Origin of the sequence: Mycobacterium arosiense ATCC BAA-1401 = DSM 45069, assembly GCF_002086125.1 — a bacterium.
Classification (GTDB): domain Bacteria; phylum Actinomycetota; class Actinomycetes; order Mycobacteriales; family Mycobacteriaceae; genus Mycobacterium; species Mycobacterium arosiense.
The window spans coordinates 21,727-41,588 of sequence record NZ_MVHG01000026.1 but is presented as its reverse complement, the minus strand read 5'-3'; the positions used below and the strand labels follow the sequence as shown (position 1 = coordinate 41,588).

General features: G+C 65.2%; 10 protein-coding genes and 2 tRNA genes. 10 read left to right on the top strand and 2 right to left on the bottom strand.

Annotated features, from left to right (window positions below):
• Nucleotides 1-18: 18 nt before the first annotated feature.
• The 9 genes from gyrB to BST14_RS12865 all read left to right on the top strand — a co-directional run bounded on the left by gyrB (nt 19) and on the right by BST14_RS12865 (nt 16,039).
• Nucleotides 19-2,052: a DNA topoisomerase (ATP-hydrolyzing) subunit B gene (gyrB, locus tag BST14_RS12905; protein ID WP_083064842.1), complete on the top strand. Its 2,034-nt coding sequence runs from the start codon at nt 19-21 to the stop codon at nt 2,050-2,052.
• A gap of 40 nt (nt 2,053-2,092) precedes the next feature.
• Nucleotides 2,093-4,612, top strand: coding sequence for a DNA gyrase subunit A (gene gyrA, locus BST14_RS12900; protein ID WP_083064841.1), 2,520 nt, complete (start codon nt 2,093-2,095; stop codon nt 4,610-4,612).
• A gap of 78 nt (nt 4,613-4,690) precedes the next feature.
• Entirely contained in the window at nt 4,691-5,584 is an 894-nt protein-coding gene (locus BST14_RS12895) for a DUF3566 domain-containing protein (RefSeq protein WP_083064840.1), read from the top strand.
• Nucleotides 5,585-5,654: 70 nt separating this feature from the next.
• Nucleotides 5,655-5,728, top strand: a tRNA-Ile gene (locus BST14_RS12890).
• Between the two features lie 148 nt (nt 5,729-5,876).
• A tRNA-Ala gene (locus tag BST14_RS12885) sits at nt 5,877-5,949 on the top strand.
• 265 nt (nt 5,950-6,214) lie between these two features.
• Nucleotides 6,215-12,610 carry a sulfolipid-1 biosynthesis phthioceranic/hydroxyphthioceranic acid synthase gene (gene pks2, locus BST14_RS12880; RefSeq protein ID WP_083064839.1) on the top strand — a complete coding sequence of 2,132 codons (6,396 nt, stop codon included), beginning with the start codon at nt 6,215-6,217 and terminating at the stop codon, nt 12,608-12,610.
• Nucleotides 12,611-12,621: 11 nt separating this feature from the next.
• On the top strand, nt 12,622-14,064 hold the full coding sequence (locus BST14_RS12875) for an amino acid adenylation domain-containing protein (RefSeq protein WP_083064838.1): 1,443 nt from the start codon (nt 12,622-12,624) through the stop codon (nt 14,062-14,064).
• On the top strand, nt 14,061-15,317 hold the full coding sequence (locus BST14_RS12870; RefSeq protein WP_083064837.1) for a glycosyltransferase: 1,257 nt from the start codon (nt 14,061-14,063) through the stop codon (nt 15,315-15,317). The genes BST14_RS12875 and BST14_RS12870 overlap by 4 nt, the downstream gene beginning before the upstream one ends.
• On the top strand, nt 15,314-16,039 hold the full coding sequence (locus BST14_RS12865; protein WP_083064836.1) for a GAP family protein: 726 nt from the start codon (nt 15,314-15,316) through the stop codon (nt 16,037-16,039). The genes BST14_RS12870 and BST14_RS12865 overlap by 4 nt, the downstream gene beginning before the upstream one ends.
• 14 nt (nt 16,040-16,053) lie before the next feature.
• Here the strand turns inward: BST14_RS12865 and BST14_RS12860 are convergent, their stop codons facing one another.
• Together BST14_RS12860 and BST14_RS12855 are read right to left on the bottom strand one after the other, a co-directional pair.
• Nucleotides 16,054-17,058, bottom strand: coding sequence for a rhamnan synthesis F family protein (locus BST14_RS12860; RefSeq protein WP_158085869.1), 1,005 nt, complete (start codon nt 17,056-17,058; stop codon nt 16,054-16,056).
• Nucleotides 17,059-17,158: 100 nt separating this feature from the next.
• The gene (locus BST14_RS12855; RefSeq protein WP_083064834.1) at nt 17,159-18,877 is read right to left on the bottom strand and encodes an AMP-binding protein; all 1,719 of its coding nucleotides are present in this window, start codon (nt 18,875-18,877) and stop codon (nt 17,159-17,161) included.
• A 127-nt stretch (nt 18,878-19,004) separates the two neighbouring features.
• Between BST14_RS12855 and BST14_RS12850 the strand changes: the two genes are divergently transcribed.
• Complete coding sequence (locus BST14_RS12850) at nt 19,005-19,763, top strand: phthiotriol/phenolphthiotriol dimycocerosates methyltransferase (protein ID WP_245845390.1); 759 nt, start codon at nt 19,005-19,007, stop codon at nt 19,761-19,763.
• The last annotated feature ends 99 nt before the right edge of the window (nt 19,764-19,862 follow it).

Sequence of the window (19,862 nt, the reverse complement as noted above, 5' to 3'; positions counted from 1 at the left end):
AAGGAGAGCATTCCGACCGTGGCTGCGCAGAAGAAGAAGGCACAAGACGATTACGGTGCTTCAGCGATCACCGTGCTCGAAGGCCTCGAGGCCGTTCGCAAACGCCCCGGCATGTACATCGGGTCCACCGGCGAGCGTGGTCTGCACCACCTCATCTGGGAGGTGGTGGACAACTCGGTCGACGAGGCGATGGCGGGCTACGCCGACAGGGTCGACGTCCGCGTTCTCGACGACGGCAGCGTCGAGGTCTCCGACAACGGGCGCGGTATCCCGGTGGCGATGCACGCCACCGGCGCTCCCACCGTCGACGTCGTAATGACGCAGCTGCACGCGGGCGGCAAGTTCGGCGGCGAAAACAGTGGCTACAACGTCAGTGGTGGTCTGCACGGCGTCGGTGTGTCCGTGGTCAACGCGCTGTCGACCCGGCTCGAGGTGGACATCGCCCGCGACGGCCACGAATGGTCGCAGTACTACGACCGCGCCGTGCCCGGCACCCTCAAACAGGGCGAGGCCACCAAGCGCACAGGCACCACGATCCGGTTCTGGGCCGACCCAGAGGTATTCGAGACCACCGAATACGACTTCGAGACGGTGGCGCGCCGGCTGCAGGAAATGGCCTTCCTCAACAAGGGTCTGACCATCAACCTTACCGACGAACGGGTGACCAACGACGAGGTGGTCGACGAGGTCGTCAGCGACACCGCCGAAGCTCCCAAGTCGGCAGAGGAGAAGGCCGCGGAATCCACTGCGCCACATAAGGTTAAGCATCGCACCTTCCACTACCCCGGTGGTCTGGTGGACTTTGTCAAACACATCAACCGAACCAAGAACCCGATTCAGCAGAGCATCATCGACTTCGACGGCAAGGGTCCCGGGCACGAGGTCGAAATCGCGATGCAGTGGAACGGCGGTTATTCGGAGTCGGTGCATACCTTCGCCAACACCATCAACACCCACGAGGGCGGGACCCACGAGGAGGGTTTCCGCGCGGCGTTGACATCGGTGGTCAACAAGTACGCCAAAGACAAGAAGCTGCTCAAAGACAAGGATCCGAACCTCACCGGCGACGACATTCGCGAAGGCCTGGCGGCGGTAATCTCTGTCAAGGTCAGCGAGCCCCAGTTCGAAGGCCAGACCAAGACCAAGCTGGGCAACACCGAGGTCAAGTCGTTCGTGCAGAAGGTCTGCAACGAACAGCTCACGCACTGGTTCGAAGCCAACCCCGCGGACGCCAAAGTCGTGGTCAACAAGGCGGTGTCGTCGGCGCAGGCCCGCATCGCCGCCCGCAAAGCACGAGAGTTGGTGCGCCGCAAGAGTGCAACGGATCTCGGCGGGCTACCCGGCAAGCTCGCCGACTGCCGCTCCACCGATCCGCGCAAGTCGGAACTGTATGTCGTGGAGGGCGATTCGGCGGGCGGCTCGGCCAAGAGCGGCCGCGACTCGATGTTCCAGGCCATTCTGCCGCTGCGCGGCAAGATCATCAACGTCGAAAAGGCCCGCATCGACCGGGTTTTGAAGAACACCGAGGTCCAGGCGATCATCACCGCGTTGGGCACCGGGATCCACGACGAGTTCGACATCGCCAAGCTGCGCTACCACAAGATCGTGTTGATGGCCGACGCGGACGTCGACGGCCAGCACATCTCGACGTTGTTGCTGACGCTGCTGTTCCGGTTCATGCGGCCGCTGATCGAGAACGGGCACGTGTTCTTGGCGCAGCCGCCGCTGTACAAGTTGAAGTGGCAGCGCAGCGATCCCGAATTCGCCTACTCCGACCGCGAGCGCGACGGGTTGCTGGAGGCCGGCCAGAAGGCGGGCAAGAAGATCAACAAGGACGACGGTATCCAGCGCTACAAGGGTCTCGGCGAAATGGATGCCAAGGAATTATGGGAAACCACAATGGATCCCACCGTCCGGGTGCTGCGCCAAGTCACGCTCGACGACGCCGCGGCAGCCGACGAGCTGTTCTCCATTCTGATGGGCGAAGACGTCGACGCGCGCCGCAGCTTTATCACCCGTAATGCCAAGGACGTCCGCTTCCTGGACGTCTGAGGTAGCAGACCGGCCGAGTTGACCAACCAACGAGGAATACATGACTGACACCACGCTGCCGCCTGGCGACGACTCTGTCGACCGGATCCAACCGGTAGACATTCAGCAGGAGATGCAGCGCAGCTACATCGATTACGCGATGAGCGTGATCGTCGGGCGTGCGCTACCCGAGGTGCGCGACGGCCTCAAGCCGGTGCACCGCCGGGTGCTCTATGCGATGTATGACTCCGGGTTCCGCCCGGACCGTAGCCACGCCAAGTCGGCGCGCTCGGTGGCCGAGACGATGGGTAACTACCACCCGCACGGCGACGCATCGATCTACGACACCCTGGTGCGGATGGCGCAGCCGTGGTCGTTGCGCTACCCGTTGGTCGACGGCCAGGGCAACTTCGGTTCGCCCGGTAACGACCCGCCGGCGGCCATGCGGTACACCGAGGCGCGGCTGACCCCGCTCGCGATGGAGATGCTGCGCGAAATCGACGAGGAGACAGTCGATTTCATTCCTAACTACGACGGCCGTGTGCAAGAGCCGACCGTGCTGCCCAGCCGGTTCCCCAACCTGCTGGCCAACGGGTCCGGCGGTATCGCCGTGGGAATGGCGACCAACATTCCGCCGCACAACCTGCGCGAGCTGGCCGAAGCCGTCTACTGGTGCCTGGACAATCACCAAGCCGACGAAGAGGCCACGCTGACCGCGGTCTGCGAGCGGGTCAAGGGCCCGGACTTCCCCACCTACGGTCTGATTGTCGGATCGCAAGGCATCCACGACGCGTATACCACTGGCCGCGGGTCGATTCGGATGCGCGGAGTCGTTGAGGTGGAAGAGGATTCACGCGGTCGCACCTCGCTGGTGATCACCGAGCTGCCTTATCAGGTGAACCACGACAACTTCATCACCTCGATCGCCGAGCAGGTGCGCGACGGCAAATTGGCCGGCATCTCCAACATCGAAGACCAGTCCAGCGACCGGGTCGGCCTGCGCATCGTGGTGGAGATCAAACGCGACGCCGTGGCCAAGGTGGTACTCAACAACCTCTACAAGCACACCCAGCTGCAGACCAGTTTCGGCGCGAACATGCTGGCCATCGTCGACGGGGTGCCGCGCACGCTGCGCCTCGATCAGATGATCCGTCACTACGTCGCGCATCAACTCGACGTGATCGTCCGGCGCACCACCTACCGGTTGCGCAAGGCCAATGAGCGCGCACACATCTTGCGCGGTCTGGTCAAAGCGCTCGACGCGCTCGACGAGGTGATCGCCTTGATCCGCGCGTCGGAGACCGTGGAGATCGCCCGGGCCGGCCTGATCGAGCTGCTGGACATCGACGAGATCCAGGCCCAGGCGATCCTGGACATGCAGCTGCGCCGGCTGGCGGCCCTGGAGCGTCAGCGCATCATCGACGACCTGGCCAAGATCGAGGCCGAGATCGCGGACCTGGAAGACATCCTGGCCAAGCCGGAACGGCAGCGCCGCATCGTGCACGACGAGCTCGCCGAGATCGTCGACAAGCATGGCGACGAGCGCCGCACCCGGATCATCGCCGCCGACGGTGACGTCAACGACGAGGATCTGATCGCCCGCGAGGACGTCGTCGTCACCATCACCGAAACCGGCTACGCCAAACGCACCAAGACCGACCTGTACCGCAGTCAGAAACGCGGCGGCAAGGGTGTGCAGGGCGCCGGCCTGAAGCAGGACGACATCGTCAAGCACTTTTTCGTGTGCTCCACGCACGACTGGATCCTGTTCTTCACCACCCAGGGCCGGGTCTACCGGGCCAAGGCGTACGAACTGCCGGAGGCGTCGCGAACGGCGCGCGGTCAGCACGTTGCCAACCTGCTGGCGTTCCAGCCCGAGGAGCGCATCGCGCAGGTCATCCAGATCCGCGGGTACGAGGACGCTCCGTACCTGGTGCTGGCCACCCGCAACGGCCTGGTGAAGAAGACCAAGCTGACCGACTTCGACTCCAACCGGTCGGGCGGAATCGTGGCGATCAATCTGCGCGACAACGACGAACTCGTGGGTGCGGTGCTCTGTTCCGCCGAGGACGACCTGCTGCTGGTCTCGGCCAACGGACAATCCATCCGGTTCTCGGCGACCGACGAAGCGCTGCGCCCGATGGGCCGCGCCACCTCCGGGGTGCAGGGCATGAGGTTCAACGCCGACGACTACCTGTTGTCGCTCAACGTCGTCCGCGAGGGCACCTATCTGCTGGTGGCCACCTCGGGCGGGTACGCCAAGCGCACCGCGATCGAGGAGTATCCGGTGCAGGGCCGCGGCGGCAAGGGCGTCCTGACGGTGATGTACGACCGCCGGCGTGGCAGGCTGGTTGGTGCGTTGATTGTCGATGAGGACAGCGAGCTGTACGCGATCACCTCGGGAGGCGGCGTCATCCGCACCGCGGCGGGCCAGGTCCGCAAGGCGGGACGGCAGACCAAGGGCGTGCGCCTGATGAACCTGGGTGAAGAGAACACGCTGTTGGCCATCGCCCGCAACGCCGAAGCGAACGCGGACGAAGTCGTCGAGGAAAGCGGCGGTGCCACGGAGCCGGATAGCTGATCGGTACCGAGCCACTAGACTCAGCCGGATGACGATCGGGCCGCGTGGCGGCCCGAGTAGGAGACCTAAGGAGTCGGGGTGACCTCACCGAACGAGCCGGGTGCCCCCAAACACGGGGATGGCCCCAACGGGGATGGTTCGGTCGAGCGTGCCGGTCTGCGCCGCGCGGCGCCGCCGGCACAGGGTGGGCGCGCCCAAGAGGGTGGGGATGGACCACCCTGGCAGCACGGCGGCCCCCGGCCCCAGCAGTCGGGGCCTCGACAGAACGAGCCGCCCACCGAGAAGCGGCCCGCGGGCCAACCCGGCGGCGTCGAGGCCCGGTTGAACCGCTTCATCTCCGGCACCGCGGCGCCGGGGGCCGGTGCTCCGTCGCATGCCAAGGAGCCTGAGCCCGCGCCCGCCCGCGCTGAGACGTCGGCGACCGAGGCCTACGCGAGCGAGCTACCGGACCTGTCCGGCCCGGTGCCGCGCGGTCCGCACCGCAAACCCGCGCCCGAGCGGGCCGCGGACACGGCGGGCTCGTCGGGGGCGGGACGCTCGGCCACCGCCGACGGCCGGGAAAGTCGCGACGACCGCGACAGCCGCGTGCAGGTTTCACGGCGAACGCGGGGCCCGGTTCGGGCCAGCATGCAGATCCGCCGCATCGATCCGTGGAGCACATTGAAGGTGTCCCTGCTGCTCTCGGTGGCGCTGTTCTTCGTCTGGATGATCGCCGTCGCGTTCCTCTACCTGGTGCTCGGCGGCATGGGTGTGTGGTCGAAGTTGAACAGCAACGTCGGTGACTTGCTCAACAACACCAGCGGCAGCAGCGGCGAACTGGTGTCCAGCGGCACGATTTTCGGCGGCGCCGTCCTGATCGGTTTGGTCAACATCGTGCTGCTGACCGCGATGGCCACCATCGCCGCGTTCGTCTACAACCTGACCACCGACCTGATCGGCGGTGTCGAGGTGACCTTGGCGGATCGGGACTAGCGTGGATGCTGCGCTTTTGGGAGTCGGGCGGGGATTGCGGTAATCTCGTCGCTCGGCCGTACGCGAGTACGGGCCTATAGCTCAGGCGGTTAGAGCGCTTCGCTGATAACGAAGAGGTCGGAGGTTCGAGTCCTCCTAGGCCCACGACCATGTGCCCGTCAAGACGTTGCGTACGCCTCGCACTGCCGCTGGGATCTATCGCCGTATTGGCAGCGGTGGTGTGGTCACGACGTGGAGTCGAGGTCTGGCACGTGGCCGTGGATGACCAAGGTCAACCACCGAGTCACGACGAGGGGCCTTAGCTCAGTTGGTAGAGCACCGCCTTTGCAAGGCGGGTGTCAGGGGTTCGATTCCCCTAGGCTCCACAAGCTCGAAGCGCCGGCTAAGGACCCGGCGTTTTCTCTGGCTCGGCGCGCCGACCGGCGCCGAATATCACTTCGAGTTAACTCTGGCCACAGGCACCACCTGGGTTTCTCGTTAGCACCGCGAACCGGCGGCGATCCGCTAACATGCCCGACAACTGATCGGTTGCTACCCCGATAACGCAGCCCACAACGTAACTCCACCGATGCGGTAAGGAGGAACGGCTTTGCTGCTATTTCGTCACGGGATGTCGCGTTGGGGTAGGCAATGTCGCTGAACCCGGGCACAGCGCCCGGCACTGAAGTGGCAGTCGTCGGCATGGCTTGCCGACTTCCTGGCGGCATCGACTCTCCTGAGCAGTTATGGCAGGCGTTGCTTCGAGGCGATGATCTGGTCACCGAAATCCCTCCCGACCGATGGGACGCCGACGAATACTACGATCCCCAGCCGGGCGTGCCCGGTCGGTCCGTGTGCAAATGGGGCGCGTTCCTGGATGACGCGGCAGATTTCGACCCCGAATTTTTCGGCATCACGGAAAAAGAAGCGACCGCGATGGATCCGCAACACCGCTTGCTGCTGGAAACCGCATGGGAGGCCATGGAGCACGGCGGCCTGACCCGCGACATCCTGGGCCAATCGCGGACGGGCGTGTTTGTCGGATTGATGCATGACGACTACCAATTCGTGCACGCCGAAGCCAACGCCCTGGAGGGGCCCTACGGATACCTGGGCAATAGTTTTGCGATGGGCTCCGGGCGGATCGCCTACACGATGGGACTGTGCGGTCCGGCGATGACAGTGGACACCGCATGCTCATCCGGGCTGGCAGCTATCCACGTTGCGTGTCGCAGCCTGAGGGACGGCGAAAGCGACATAGCCCTGGCCGGCGGCGCCTCGCTGTCGTTCGAACCGCGCAAATCCTGTTCGGGTTCCGCCATCGGAATGCTGTCGTCGACCGGACGCTGCCGCGCGTTCGACGTGGCCGCCGACGGCTTCGTGGTCGGCGAGGGTTGTGTCATGTTGTTGCTCAAACGGTTACCGGATGCGCTCGGCGACGACGACCGGATCCTGGCTGTGCTACGGGGGACCGCCGCCAACCAGGATGGCCACACGCCGAATATCGTGACGCCGTCGCGGGCTGCGCAGGTCGAAGCCTATCGAGCGGCATTGGCCATGGCCGAGGTTCACGCCCGTACCGTCGGGATGGTCGAGGCCCACGGCCCGGGCACGCCCGTGGGCGATCCCGTCGAATACGCCAGCCTGGCAGAGGTTTACGGCGTGGACGGACCGTGCGCGCTGGCTTCGGTGAAGACCAACTTCGGCCATACCCAATCGGCCGCCGGCGCGCTCGGACTGATGAAGGCAATCCTGGCACTGCGGCACGGTGTGATTCCCCGAAATCTGCACTTCACTCGACTGCCTGACGAAATGGCCGGGATCGACACGAAACTGTTTGTGCCACAGGAGAATACGCTGTGGCCCGACACGGGTCACCGCGGGCCCCGGCGGGCGGCGGTATCGTCATACGGCTTCACGGGAACCAACGTGCACGCGATCGTGGAGCAGGCGCCCGAGATCGTCGCACCGGGCAGCGGACCGGGCGCCAGGGCCGTCGACGGTCCGCTGATTTTCCCCCTGTCGGCGACCTCGGCCGAGGCGCTGCGGCAGACCGCCGGACGGCTCGCCGGCTGGATAGACTCGAACGCATCATCCTGGGCGCCTTCGGATCTGGCGTACACACTCGCTCGTCGCCGAACGCACCGGCCGGTGCGCACCGCGGTCATCGCACGCGAAATCGAGGAGCTGACCCAGGGTTTGGCCGAGATCGCCGCAGGCGATTTTCCGTATCAAGCCGCCGTCGGACAAGACGATCGTGGGCCGGTCTGGTTGTTCTCCGGGCAGGGTTCGCAGTGGGCGATGATGGGCGCCGAGTTGCTGGCGACCGAACCGGTGTTCGACGCAACCGTTGCCGCACTCGACCCGCTCATCGCCGACGAATCCGGTTTCTCTGTCACCCAAGCGCTTTCGGCGCCCGAGGCGATCACCGGGATTGACCGGATTCAGCCCGCATTGTTCACCATGCAGGTCGCATTGGCGGCCACGATGCGGGCGTACGGAGTCGAGCCCGGGGCGGTGATCGGCCACTCGATGGGTGAAGCGGCCGCTGCGGTTGTGGCGGGAGCGCTATCGCTGGACGACGGGGTACGGGTGATCTGCCGGCGCTCGCGGCTGATGTCCACGATCGCGGGATCAGGCGCGATGGCCATGGTGGAATTGCCTGCCGAGCAAGTACTCCGCGAGCTGACGGCCCGCGGTGTCGACGACGTGGTGCTGGCCGTGGTGCCGTCGCCGCGATCCACAGTGATCGGCGGCGCGACGCAGACGGTGCGCGAGCTGGTCACAGCATGGGAGCAGCGCGACATCACGGCGCGCGAGATCGCCGTCGACGTCGCCTCACACACCCCGGAGGTCGATCCGATTCTCGACGAACTGTCCGACGTTCTGGCGGGGCTTGAGCCCAGGACACCGCGGGTGCCGTTCTACTCCGCAACCGCGTTCGATCCACGCGAGCCGCCCGTGTGCGATGCCTGGTACTGGTCGGACAACCTGCGCCACATGGTGCGTTTCGCCGCGGCGGTACAGGCGGCGTTGGAGGACGGCTTCCGGGTCTTCGCCGAATTGGCTCCGCATCCACTGCTCACCCACGCCGTCGAGCAGACGGCCGACAGCCTTGGCATGCCTATCGCCGCGTTCGCCGCCATGCGCCGTGAGCAAGCGCTGCCGCACGGGCTGCGCGGCTTCCTCACGGAATTGTTCAGTGGCGGCGCGGCGATCGACTTCTCGGTGCTCTTCCCCAGCGGCCGCCTGGTGGAAGCCCCGCTACCGATGTGGAATCACCGTCCGCTGCTGCTTACGCGCGGCCAGCAGGAGTCGCGGACCCGCGGCGGCTGCACGGTTGCGGTGCATCCCTTGTTGGGTCCGCATGTGCGCCTGCCCGAGGAGCCGGAGCGCCACGTCTGGCAGGGTGAGGTCGGCATCGCGGCGCAACCCTGGCTGGGCGACCACCGCGTCCACAACGTGGCCGCTCTTCCGGGCGCGGCTTACTGCGAGATGGCGATGGCCGCCGCGCGCACCGTCCTCGGCGAGGCATCCGAGGTCCGCGACGTCCGTTTCGAGGCGATGCTGCTGCTGGACGACCAGACGCCCGTTTCCGCCGTGGCGTCGCTGACCTCGTCGGGCACCGTCGACTTTCTGGTGGAAACCTTCCGGGACGGCACGCGGCTCCGGCGCGCGACCGCGGTGTTGCATGCGGCCGCGCCCGAGGATCCACCACCGCCGTACGACATGGCTGCGCTGCTGGCGGCCCACTCGTGCCGGCGGGATGGTACCGAGCTGCGAAAGTTGGTCGACGGGCACGGATTGCAATATGGGCCGGCGTTTGCCGGGCTGGTCGCAGTGCACCAGACCGACGAGGCGGCCGGCGCGGTGCTGGCCGAGGTTCGCCTGCCCGGGCCTATCCGCTCACAACTGAGCGCCTACGGCGCGCACCCCGCACTGTTGGACGCCTGCTTCCAGTCGGTCGCCGCCCACTCGGCAGCGCACGTCGCGGCCAGCGCCGGCCTGCTGCTGCCGCTGGGAGTACGCCGAGTCCGTGCCTACGGCCCTGCCCGTACCGCGTGCTATTGCTACACGAGGGTGACCGGCGTTGACGGCGCGCTGGAGGCCGATCTCGATGTGCTCGACGAACATGGGACCATCCTGCTGGCCGTGCAGGGACTGCAACTCGGCGCGGGCGCCTCAGAGAGCACACACCGCGATCGCGTGCTGAACGAGCGGCTGCTGACCGTCGAATGGAAACAACGCCCCCTGCCCGAGGCGGATCATGCCGACTGCACAACGTGGTTGCTGGTCAGCACCTGCGCAACCGCAGATGTCGTGGCGACAAGCCTCGCCGATGCGTTGAAAGCCGAAGGCGCCGAGTGCACCACCATGACATGGCCGCAGCATTCGGATCACCGGGCCAACGCCGAAGCGCTCCGCGCGCGTGCGGAGGCCGGTGAGGCCAAGGGCATCGTCATCCTCACCGGGCCCCAGAACGGCGAGTCCGACGAGCCGTGCCCCCGGCTGGGCGCCGATCATGTGAGTCACCTGGCGCGCATCGCCCGTGAAGTCACCGGAATCGATGGGGACCCGCCTCGGCTGTACGTCGTCACCCGCAGGGCCCAGGCGGTGGCGCCGGGCGACGTGGTCAATCTCGAACAGGCGGGTTTGCGTGGATTGATGCGTGCGATCGGGACCGAATACCCGCACCTGCGCGCCACCCAGATCGACGTGGACGACGGCACCGGCGCCGAGCACCTGGCGCGGCAAGTGCTCGGCGACGTGGAGGAGGACGAGACGGCCTGGCGAAGCGGCCAGTGGTTCACCGCGCGCCTGAGTCCGGCCCCACTACGGCCCGAAGAGCGGCGGACCGCCGCCATCGACCACCCGGATGGCGGGATGCGTCTGCACATCCGCACGCCGGGCGACCTAGACACGATGGAACTGGTTGCTAGTCAACGCGTTCCGCCGCAGCACCGGGAGGTCGAGGTGGCGGTGACCGCATCGGGCGTCAGCTATGCCGATGTACTTCTCGCCCTCGATGGATATCCCGGCGAGGACGGCGATGCGCCGCACCTGGGCATTGATTTCGTCGGCGTCGTTGCCGCAGTGGGATCTGATGTCACCACCCACCGGGTGGGCGACCGCGTCGGAGGGATATCCCGAAATGGCGGCTGGGCCACCTTCGTCACGTGTGATGCTCGCGCGGCCGCGCCGTTACCGCCGGGGCTCACCGATCATCAGGCGGCGGCGGTGACCACGAGTTACGCCATTGCCTGGTACGGGCTACACGACCAGGCCAGGGTCACCACCGGTGAGCGCGTGTTGATCCACTCGGCCGCCGGGGGTGTCGGGCAGGCGGCAATCGCGATCGCTCGCGCCGCGGGCGCTGACATCGTCGCCACGGCTGGCAGCGATGGCCGACGAGAACTGTTGCGCGGCATGGGGATCGAGCACGTCTATGATTCCCGCAGCACGGCGTTCGCCGACCAGATCCGTCACGACACCAACGGCGAGGGTGTCGACATCGTCCTCAACGCGCTGCCCGGCGCAGCACAGCGCGCCGGGCTGGAAGTGCTGTCCAACGGTGGACGATTCGTCGAGATCGGTAGGCACCACGTCTATTCGAACAGCCAGGCAGGGCTCTTCCCGTTTCGTCGCAACCTCACGTTCCATCACGTCGATCTGGCGCTGATGTCGCAGAGTCACCCGCAGCGGATCGGCGAGCTACTGACCACGGTGTACGGCCTTGTCGCAGAAGGGCAGTTGGCTTTGCCAAGAGTCGTCCCCTGCCCCCTCGGCGACGCCGCCACAGCCATCCGCGCGATGAGCGCAGCAGAGCACGCGGGCAAGCTCGTGCTCGGTGTGCCCCGGACCGGAAGCACCGACGTCGTGGTACCGCCCGAACAATTCCGGCCCTTCCGACGCGACAGTTCCTACATCGTCACCGGCGGTTTGGGCGGCATCGCGCTTTTCCTCGCCGAAAAGATGGCCGCTGCCGGCTGTGGCCGCATTGTCCTGAGCTCCCGCTCTCGGCCCACCGCCAAGACGCTGGAGACGATCGAGCTCATCCGCGCGATGGGCACCGACATCGAGGTGGAATGCGCCGACATCACCGAGCTCGACGCGGCGACGCGTTTGGTGGCCGTGGCCACCGCGACCGGTCTTCCGCTGCGCGGGGTCCTGCACGCCGCCGCGGTGTTCGAGAACGCGATGTTGGACAACATCACCGACGGGCTCGTCGACCGCAACTGGGCGCCTAAAGTGCACGGCGCGTGGAACTTACATCGAGCCACCGCCGAATCGACCTTGGACTGGTTCTGCTTGTTCTCCTCGGCGGTGGGGCTGGTCGGCTCCCCCGGGCAGGCGGCTTACGCGGCGGCTAACAGCTGGCTCGACGCATTCGCCCGCTGGCGCCGGGCACAGGGTCTGCCGGCCACTGCGATCGGGTGGGCACTGTGGTTTGAAGTCGGTCGCGCCGCGCAACTGCGAACCGAAACCGGCGAATACGTGGCCCCCGGACAAGACGGTGATGGCACCGCCATTGCGCACTGGCGGGACACCGCTTTCACCGCGGACGACGGTGCCCATGCATTCGAGTCCCTGCTGTGCCACGACCGGCCGTACTCCGGCTACGCATCGCTGACGGGAACGCCGTGGTTCGCCGCGTATGCGCAGCGCAGCCGGTTCGCCGAGTTGTTTCGATCCAAAATCCAAAGCTCGACGGATGCAAGCGAATTGCTCGAGGAGCTGGCCGCGCTGCCATCGGAGGAGTGGCCCACCCGGCTCCGCCGCATGGTCTCCGATGCGGTGAGCCGGGTACTGCGTCGCACCATTGATCCGGATCACCCCCTGTCCGAATACGGCCTCGACTCCATGGGCAACCTCGAGTTGCGAACCCGCATCGAGGCCGAAACAGGGGTGCGCGTCACTACCAACGACATCACCACCATCGGGGGCTTGGCCGTGCGGCTATGCGAAACGCTTGCTGGCACAGCTCGTCTCCAAACAGTCGCGACAGGCCAGCACATCGAAACGTCCGCCGAGCCACAAATGGACTAGAGGAGGCAGGGGTGTTCGTCAGTGCGAGGCCGGCGGACGGGCTGTTCGTCGGAACGGTCTATGACTGGGCGCCCGGGGCGGGCAAAGTCGTCACCTGGCAACCAACGCCCACTTCGCTGGCCAAAGCGCGACAAGCTCCCGTAAGTTCGGTGCCGCTCAGCGCAATGCAAAAAGCGCACCTGCGCGGCTTTTCCCGCTACGCCGCCCGCGGGCTCGACTATGCGCGGCTGGTAATCGGCTCCGGGGACGAACCCGGGCGGTGCGACATTCGGGCGATGAGCTATGTCATCAATTCGCACTTGCGTCGGCACAAGACCTATCACAGTTGGTTCGACTACCAAACCGCGGAAAGCATTGTGCGACACACGATTGTCGACCCCGCCGACATCGAATTCACCCCGGTCCGGCAGCACAGCATGACGCCAAGTGAGTGGTACCAGTTCGTGCTGTCCACTCCGGACCCGGTGCAATGGGATTGCTTCAGGTTCGGGATTGTTCAGCGTGAGGGCCACTTCACCATTTTTGCGATTGTCGACCACCTTCATTGTGACCCGACAATCATCGCGGGTTTGTACACCGAAATCGTGGTGAACTACCGTCTGCTGGTCGCGGGCCATGCGCTCGTGCAGAAGCCGCCGCCGGCCAGCCATGACGATTTCTGCGTGCGGGAGCAGCAGCACGTGTCGACCCTGACGTTGGATTCTCCTGAGGTCCGTAGGTGGATCGAATTCGCCGAGAACAACGGCGGAACCCTGCCGGACTTCCCAATGCCGCTGGGCGATCTGTCGGAGGCCACCGGCGGGGACCTGATCGTCGATCGGCTGCTAAATCAGGAGCAGACCGCCGTATTCGAGTCTCGCTGCATTGCGGCGGGGGCACGTTTCAGCGGCGGCCTGTTTGCCTGCGTAGCCCTGGCGCAACACGAGTTGACCGGAGCCACAACATATTACGGCCTAACACCTACCGACAAGCGCAGGTCGCTGGCCGAGTTCTCGACGATGGGTTGGTTCACGGGTGTCGTTCCCCTTGTGGTGCCCGTCGACCCCAGCTCTTTCGAAGAGACCGCGCACGCGGCACAAGAGTCCTTCGATTCGAATCTGGACCTCGCGAACGTGGCGTTCAACGAAGTCTTGAAGTTGGCAACGTGGCTTCGGGAATGGGGTCCGAACTGCACCATGATCAACTACATGGATGCGGGCCTGCCTCCGCTTTCCGCCACCGTCGCGTCACACATGCAGAATGCAAATGTCAGCATCTACTGCGACCCCAGGGACCCGGCGCATCTGTATTTCTCGGTGATCCGCCTCTTCGACGAGGTATCGATATGGGTAAACCTCCCGAACAATCCGGTTGCCAGGGCCTCCGTGGTCCAGTATCTGGGTGCGGTGAAATCCATGTTGCAGCGCATCGCGGACGGACGTGGTGCGAGCCAACCGCTGGAAGTATCCGGATGAAAGTCGTGTTGGCCGCCCACGGAACTCGCGGTGACGCCGAACCGTGTGCCGCGGTCGGTCTGGAGCTGGTGCGGCGCGGGCACGAAGTGTGTCTGGCGGTGCCGCCGAATCTGATCGGCTTCGTTGAATCGGCCGGACTCGCCGCGGTCGGGTACGGACCGGATTCGCAGGAGCAGGTGAACGCTCTCGCGGATTTCCATCACCACGCCTTCAAACCGCAGAATCCGATGAACTTGTTGCGCGATGCCAGGCAGCTGTTCGTCGATGGCTGGGCGCAGATGAGCGCGACGCTGGTATCGGTGGCGGACGGGGCAGACTTGCTTGTCACCGGTCAGACCTACCACGGGGTCGTCGCCAACGTTGCGGAGTACTACGACATTCCGGTGGCCGCACTCCACCACATGCCGATCTGTGTCAATGGCCAACTCGCCCTGCCATCGATACCGTCGCCCAGCCCCTTGGTCCGCTCCGCATTGCGGACGGCCTGGTGGCTGTACTGGCGGATCACCAAGGACGTCGACGATGCGCAGCGTCGCGAACTCGGCCTGCCAGCGGCGGCATCCCCCGCCGCGAAACGCATGGCGCGGCGCGGATCGCTGGAAATCCAGGCCTACGACCAGGCGTGCTTCCCGGGCCTGGCGACGGAATGGAACGGCCGGCGGCCCTTTGTCGGGGCGCTGACAATGGACCTACCGGTGGATGCCGATGGTGAGGTCGCTTCCTGGATCGCCGCGGGAACGCCGCCCGTCTACTTCGGGTTCGGCAGCACACCGGTGCAATCTCCAGCCGACACGATCGCCATGATCGCCACGGCGTGCGCAGAATTGGGCGTTCGCGCCCTGGTCTATTCCGGTGCGGGCGGCTCGGAGCGCCCCCTTGATGCCGACCACCTGAAGCCTGTCGGCGTGGTGAACTATGCGGCCATCTTGCCGATCTGTCGGGCCATCGTCCACCACGGCGGCGGGGGGACCACTGCCGCAGCCCTGCGCGCCGGAATTCCCATGTTGATCCTATGGGATGTGGCCGAACAGCCGCTGTGGGCTGCGCAGGTCACTCGCCTGGGGGTGGGCGGCTCCCGGCGCCGGTCGGGCACCACCGCGGAATCGCTTGTCGCGCAACTGCGTCGCATTCTCGCGCCGGAATTCGCCAGTCGGGCCCGCGAATTCGCCACTCGCATGACCAAGCCCGCCGACAGCGTCGCCGCGGCCGCCGATCTCTTGGAAACCGCGGCCGCCTCGAGGCATGCGAGATGATGTGGGGCACGCTGCTGGCGGTCGCGCTGTGGGTGTCGATCGACCCGACGCGCCTGGTGATCGGCGGAATCTTGATGTCACGGCCCCGGCCCCGGCACAACCTCCTCGCCTATTGGCTGGGCGGCCTGGCGGCGGGCCTCGCTCCCGGCCTGGCCGCGCTTGTCCTGCTGCACGGGTCGCTGCTGCTGGTCATGGAAAACGCCAGGTCCACCATCGCAAGGTGTACCGGGGGGTATCTGCAAATCGCCATCGGTGTCCTCGCGCTGTTGATTGCGGCAGTAGTGTCGGCGCGTCTGCATGCAGGCGCGGCAACGTACGGGGGTGCGCCGCCGGCTCCTGCTCTGCAGCCGAGAACACCGGCCGCATCGGCACGCATGAGAGCCCGCATGCGTGATGCGTTGCAAGGCGGAAATCCGTGGGTGGCGTTCGGGATCGGCCTGGTGACGACCATGCCGCCCGTCGACTATCTCGTCATACTGATCCTCATTGTCTCTTCGGGGGCCGCGATCGGCATTCAGTTCGGCGCGGTCGTGACGTTCACCGTCGTGGTGCTTCTTCTCGTGGAGGTACCGCTCGTCAGCTATCTGGTGGTGCCGGCGAAAACCCAGGTGGTCATGTCGCGACTGGAGAGGTGGGTCGTCACCCACCGCCGGCGGCTGCTCGTCGCCGTCCCCGCGGCCGTGGGGCTGATGTTCGTGGCAGCGGGTATAAGCAGCATTTGAGCGGACAAGCGCGGTCAGTGCGATCCGCTTGTCGTCGGCGAGGTCCTGCGCGCGTCACGGTGTGTCCATCTGGCGAGTGGACGGGCGTAGCCGCTGATCAGCGGGGGCGCTTTCCGGCCGACCCGGTCGACGTTCGATTGGATGAGTTGGTACGGATAGGGCGTGCGTTGCTCGATGACGTCGCGCAGCTGCGCCATGGTCGCGTGCCATGGCATGTCGTACCGCGCCAGGTTCGCCTTGAGGAAGGGGAATCGGAAGTCGTCGATGAGGCCGTTCCAGAAGTGCAGCGTGCCGTTATTGCGCGCGGAACGCCCGCCGATCCACGGGGGCGACGATGAATGCCCATAGGCGGTCTTGATGGCGGTGGCCGAGACGAACGGTTTGATCGTCAGCCCCGCCTTGCGCGCCCGTCGGGACAAGCCGACCTCGTACCGCCAGATGAGGGCCCCCTTATGGACGACGTAGTGAAAGTCGTTCCAGAAATCGTTGAGGAAGGGTCGGGTGCGTGAGTTGAGTTCCCAAGTCACCAAGAAGGCTTGGAGATGAGGGGCCATCTGGGTGTTTTCGATGGCTCCGTACATGTCGGCACCGCGAAACGAGTCCCACATCTCCTCGAGGGGAAACAGCGGACCGAACACGCTGTCGTTGACGATGATGAAGCGGTCGAACTGATCGAGCGACCAGCCGCGATCCCGCAGGATGCACCAAGCGAGGTGCCACGAGCCGAAGTCGAGGGAAAGCGTGCGGCGGGTGTAGATGCCGGCGCAAAGGGACCGAATGGGAGTGACCGATTCTGGTGTGAGGACGGGTGATCCGGAGACGAAGACGATGCATGCTCCGAGCCCATGCAGTGCCTTCAGGTAGTAGACGACGTAGGGATCGACGATGCCGTGCGGATCGAAGTGGGCGAACAAGACCAGCATGCGATAACCGGGCGCAGGCTGCGGTGGCAGTTCCAGATGCGTTTCGCAGAGGAAGTGTAAAGCGTTGCGGGTCAGGCTATACCGTGCGGCCGCCACAGCGCGCTCGCCTTCTGTGCGTAGGGCGTTCGGAACGTTCAAGACCGTCGGCCGCATGCTCTTCCTGTTCGACCTGACATGCCGAAAGCCCGCTGCAGCATCATGGGTCCAAGCGGGCGAACCGATTTTGCCGATAGCGCTCGATGCAGGCCGCCCTTCGGACCTTCCCGCTGGTGGTGATCGGAATGGAACCGGGCGCTACCACGACAAGGTCCGCGACGCTGAGTCCGTGTACGTTCGAAATCGCCGATGTGACTTGACGTTTCACGACGTCGAATTTGGCAGCCGCATCCTCGCGATCCTTGAGCTCTATGATGGCGACCACCTTTTCGGTGTCTTCGTCCGGAACCGCGATCGCCGCACACCGTCCGGGCGTGATGCTCTGAATCGTCGCCTCGAGATCGTCGGGAGAATGGTTTCGCCCATAGACGATCAAGATGTCCTTGATCCGGCCGATGATGAACAACTCTCCGTCGGAGATGAAACCGCAGTCGCCGGTTCTCAGCCACGGCCCGTCCGGGGTACCGGCGGACGGGTTGACCAGCGTCGCGCCGAACGTCTGCTCCGACTCTTGGAGCCGCTGCCAGTAGCCGGTCGCGACGTTGGCGCCGTGCACCCAGATCTCACCGGTCGTTCCTGCCGGACACTCGGTAAGGGTCTCGGAATCCACGATGCGCACCGTCGGCGACCGGGGCACGCCGTAACTAACCAAGGGCGTGCCGCCTTTAGCTGCAAGACGTTTCGCGCGGCCTGCGGTCAGTGCTTCGGAATCGAAGTGCACGACGTGCGGTGGTTGGCCGGCCGCGCGGGTGGCAACGTACAAGGTGGCCTCTGCCAATCCGTACGACGGCCGTAACGCCTTGTCGTGGAGGTTGAAACGGGCAAAGCGCTCGGCGAAGCGCTGCAGCGTGGCGGGCTGTACCCGCTCGCTGCCGTTGAAGATGCAAGAAACATCTGCGAGGTCGAGCCCGGCCAGGTCATCGTCGGAAGTTTTCCGTGCGGCCACTTCAAAGGCGAAGTTGGGCGCTGCCGAATGCGCGCGACTGTGCTGCGCCAGCAATTGCATCCACCGAGCCGGCCGCTGCAGAAAGGACACCGGGCTCGCGATCACACTACGAAATCCCGTCAAAACCGGGAAAATTATTCCCAGCTGTAGGCCCATGTCGTGATAGAAGGGCAACCAGGACACCATCGTGCTGTCCGGCGGGGCAACTCCTCCGTGGTCGCCGAAAAAGGCGGCATTCATGTGCTCGAAGTTGGCCAGGATGTTCTTGTGCGAGACCATGACGCCGGCGGGGGCGCGGGTCGATCCCGAGGTGTATTGCAGGTACGCGGTTTCTGTTGCACTAATGGTCGTCCGAGCGGCGGCCACCGGCTTGGAGTCGAGGTCCAGCCGATCCACCTCGATGACTGACGGTGTGGCTTGCCCGGGCCTCGACCCGAGATGATCGGCGATATCGCCTGCGACAGTTGATGTCGTGAGCACGATCGCCGGGGACGCGTCACCCAGCACCGCATCGACGCGGTCATCGCTCGCGCCGCCCAGCGGAACGGCGATCAGGCCGGCCTGCAAAGCGCCCAGAAAGGCGCTGATGTAGTCAAGACCGTGCGGTGCAAGTATCACCGCACGGTCGCCCGTGGATCCGTTGACTTTGATTTCCCGCGCGAGGTTGAGAACCCGCCGATACAGCTGCGACCACGTCAAGGTTGCGGCAATTCCGTCCCGGTCCTGTTCGTAATCCATAAACGTGAACGCCGTCCGGTTGGGCTGCAGACTGGCGTGTTCGCGCAGCAGTGTCGGAATGGGACACTTGAGCATGGGCGTCAGGTTACCTCGGCCGTTATCACCACGCTGGTTTTGTCCAGAAGACGAGGGGCGGTTTCATCGGACAGCGTTGGAACGCGTCATCGACAGCCTGAATCGCAACGCAATCTTATTGAAACTGTTGAATTTACGGTTCAAATACGGCTACCGATTTCTCAGCCGCCTGCTCATAAGGGACGACGTGTTGTTCCTGAATTACGGATACGAGGAGGACCCGCCGATTGCGCTGCCGTTGGCGGCGTCCGACGAGGCCGATCGTTTTCCCATCCAGCTCTACCACCGCACCGCCGCGCAGACGGATCTCGCGGACAAAGACGTGCTGGAGGTGAGTTGCGGCCACGGCGGCGGTGCTTCGTATTTGATGCGGACCATGCACCCGGCGTCCTACACGGGCCTGGATCTGAACACCGTCGGCATCGAATTCTGCCGAAAAAGGCACGCGCTGCCCGGTCTGAACTTCGTGCAGGGCAACGCGGAGAGCTTGCCGTTCCCCGATCAGTCCTTCGACGCAGTCATCAATGTCGAAGCCGCGATCAACTACCAAAACGTGGCTGCGTTCTTTGCCGAGGTGCAGCGCGTGCTGCGCCCCGGCGGGCGATTCTTGTACGCCGACATCCGTTACGCCGACGAAATCGCGACCTGGGAGGCGGACTTGGCCGACATCCCGATGCGGCGGGTGTCGGAGCGGATCATCAACGCCGAAGTCATGCGGGGACTGGAGAGGAACCGGTTTTCCGATCAGCTCGCGCGCCGACTCCCGGATATTGCGGTTGTGCGCCGCATCGTCAGCGACTACGCAGGCGGGCGGGGCTCGTTGATCTATCGCCGGTTGGAAAACGGCGAGGCTTCATACCGGTTGTTCTGCTATGCCAAAGATTGACGCCGTGGTGATCTGAATCTTCCTGCTGACGTCACCGGGCGTGAAGCCAAGGCTTCCTCTACGGCCTATTCTGTGAAGACCCAGCAAATGCTGGCTACG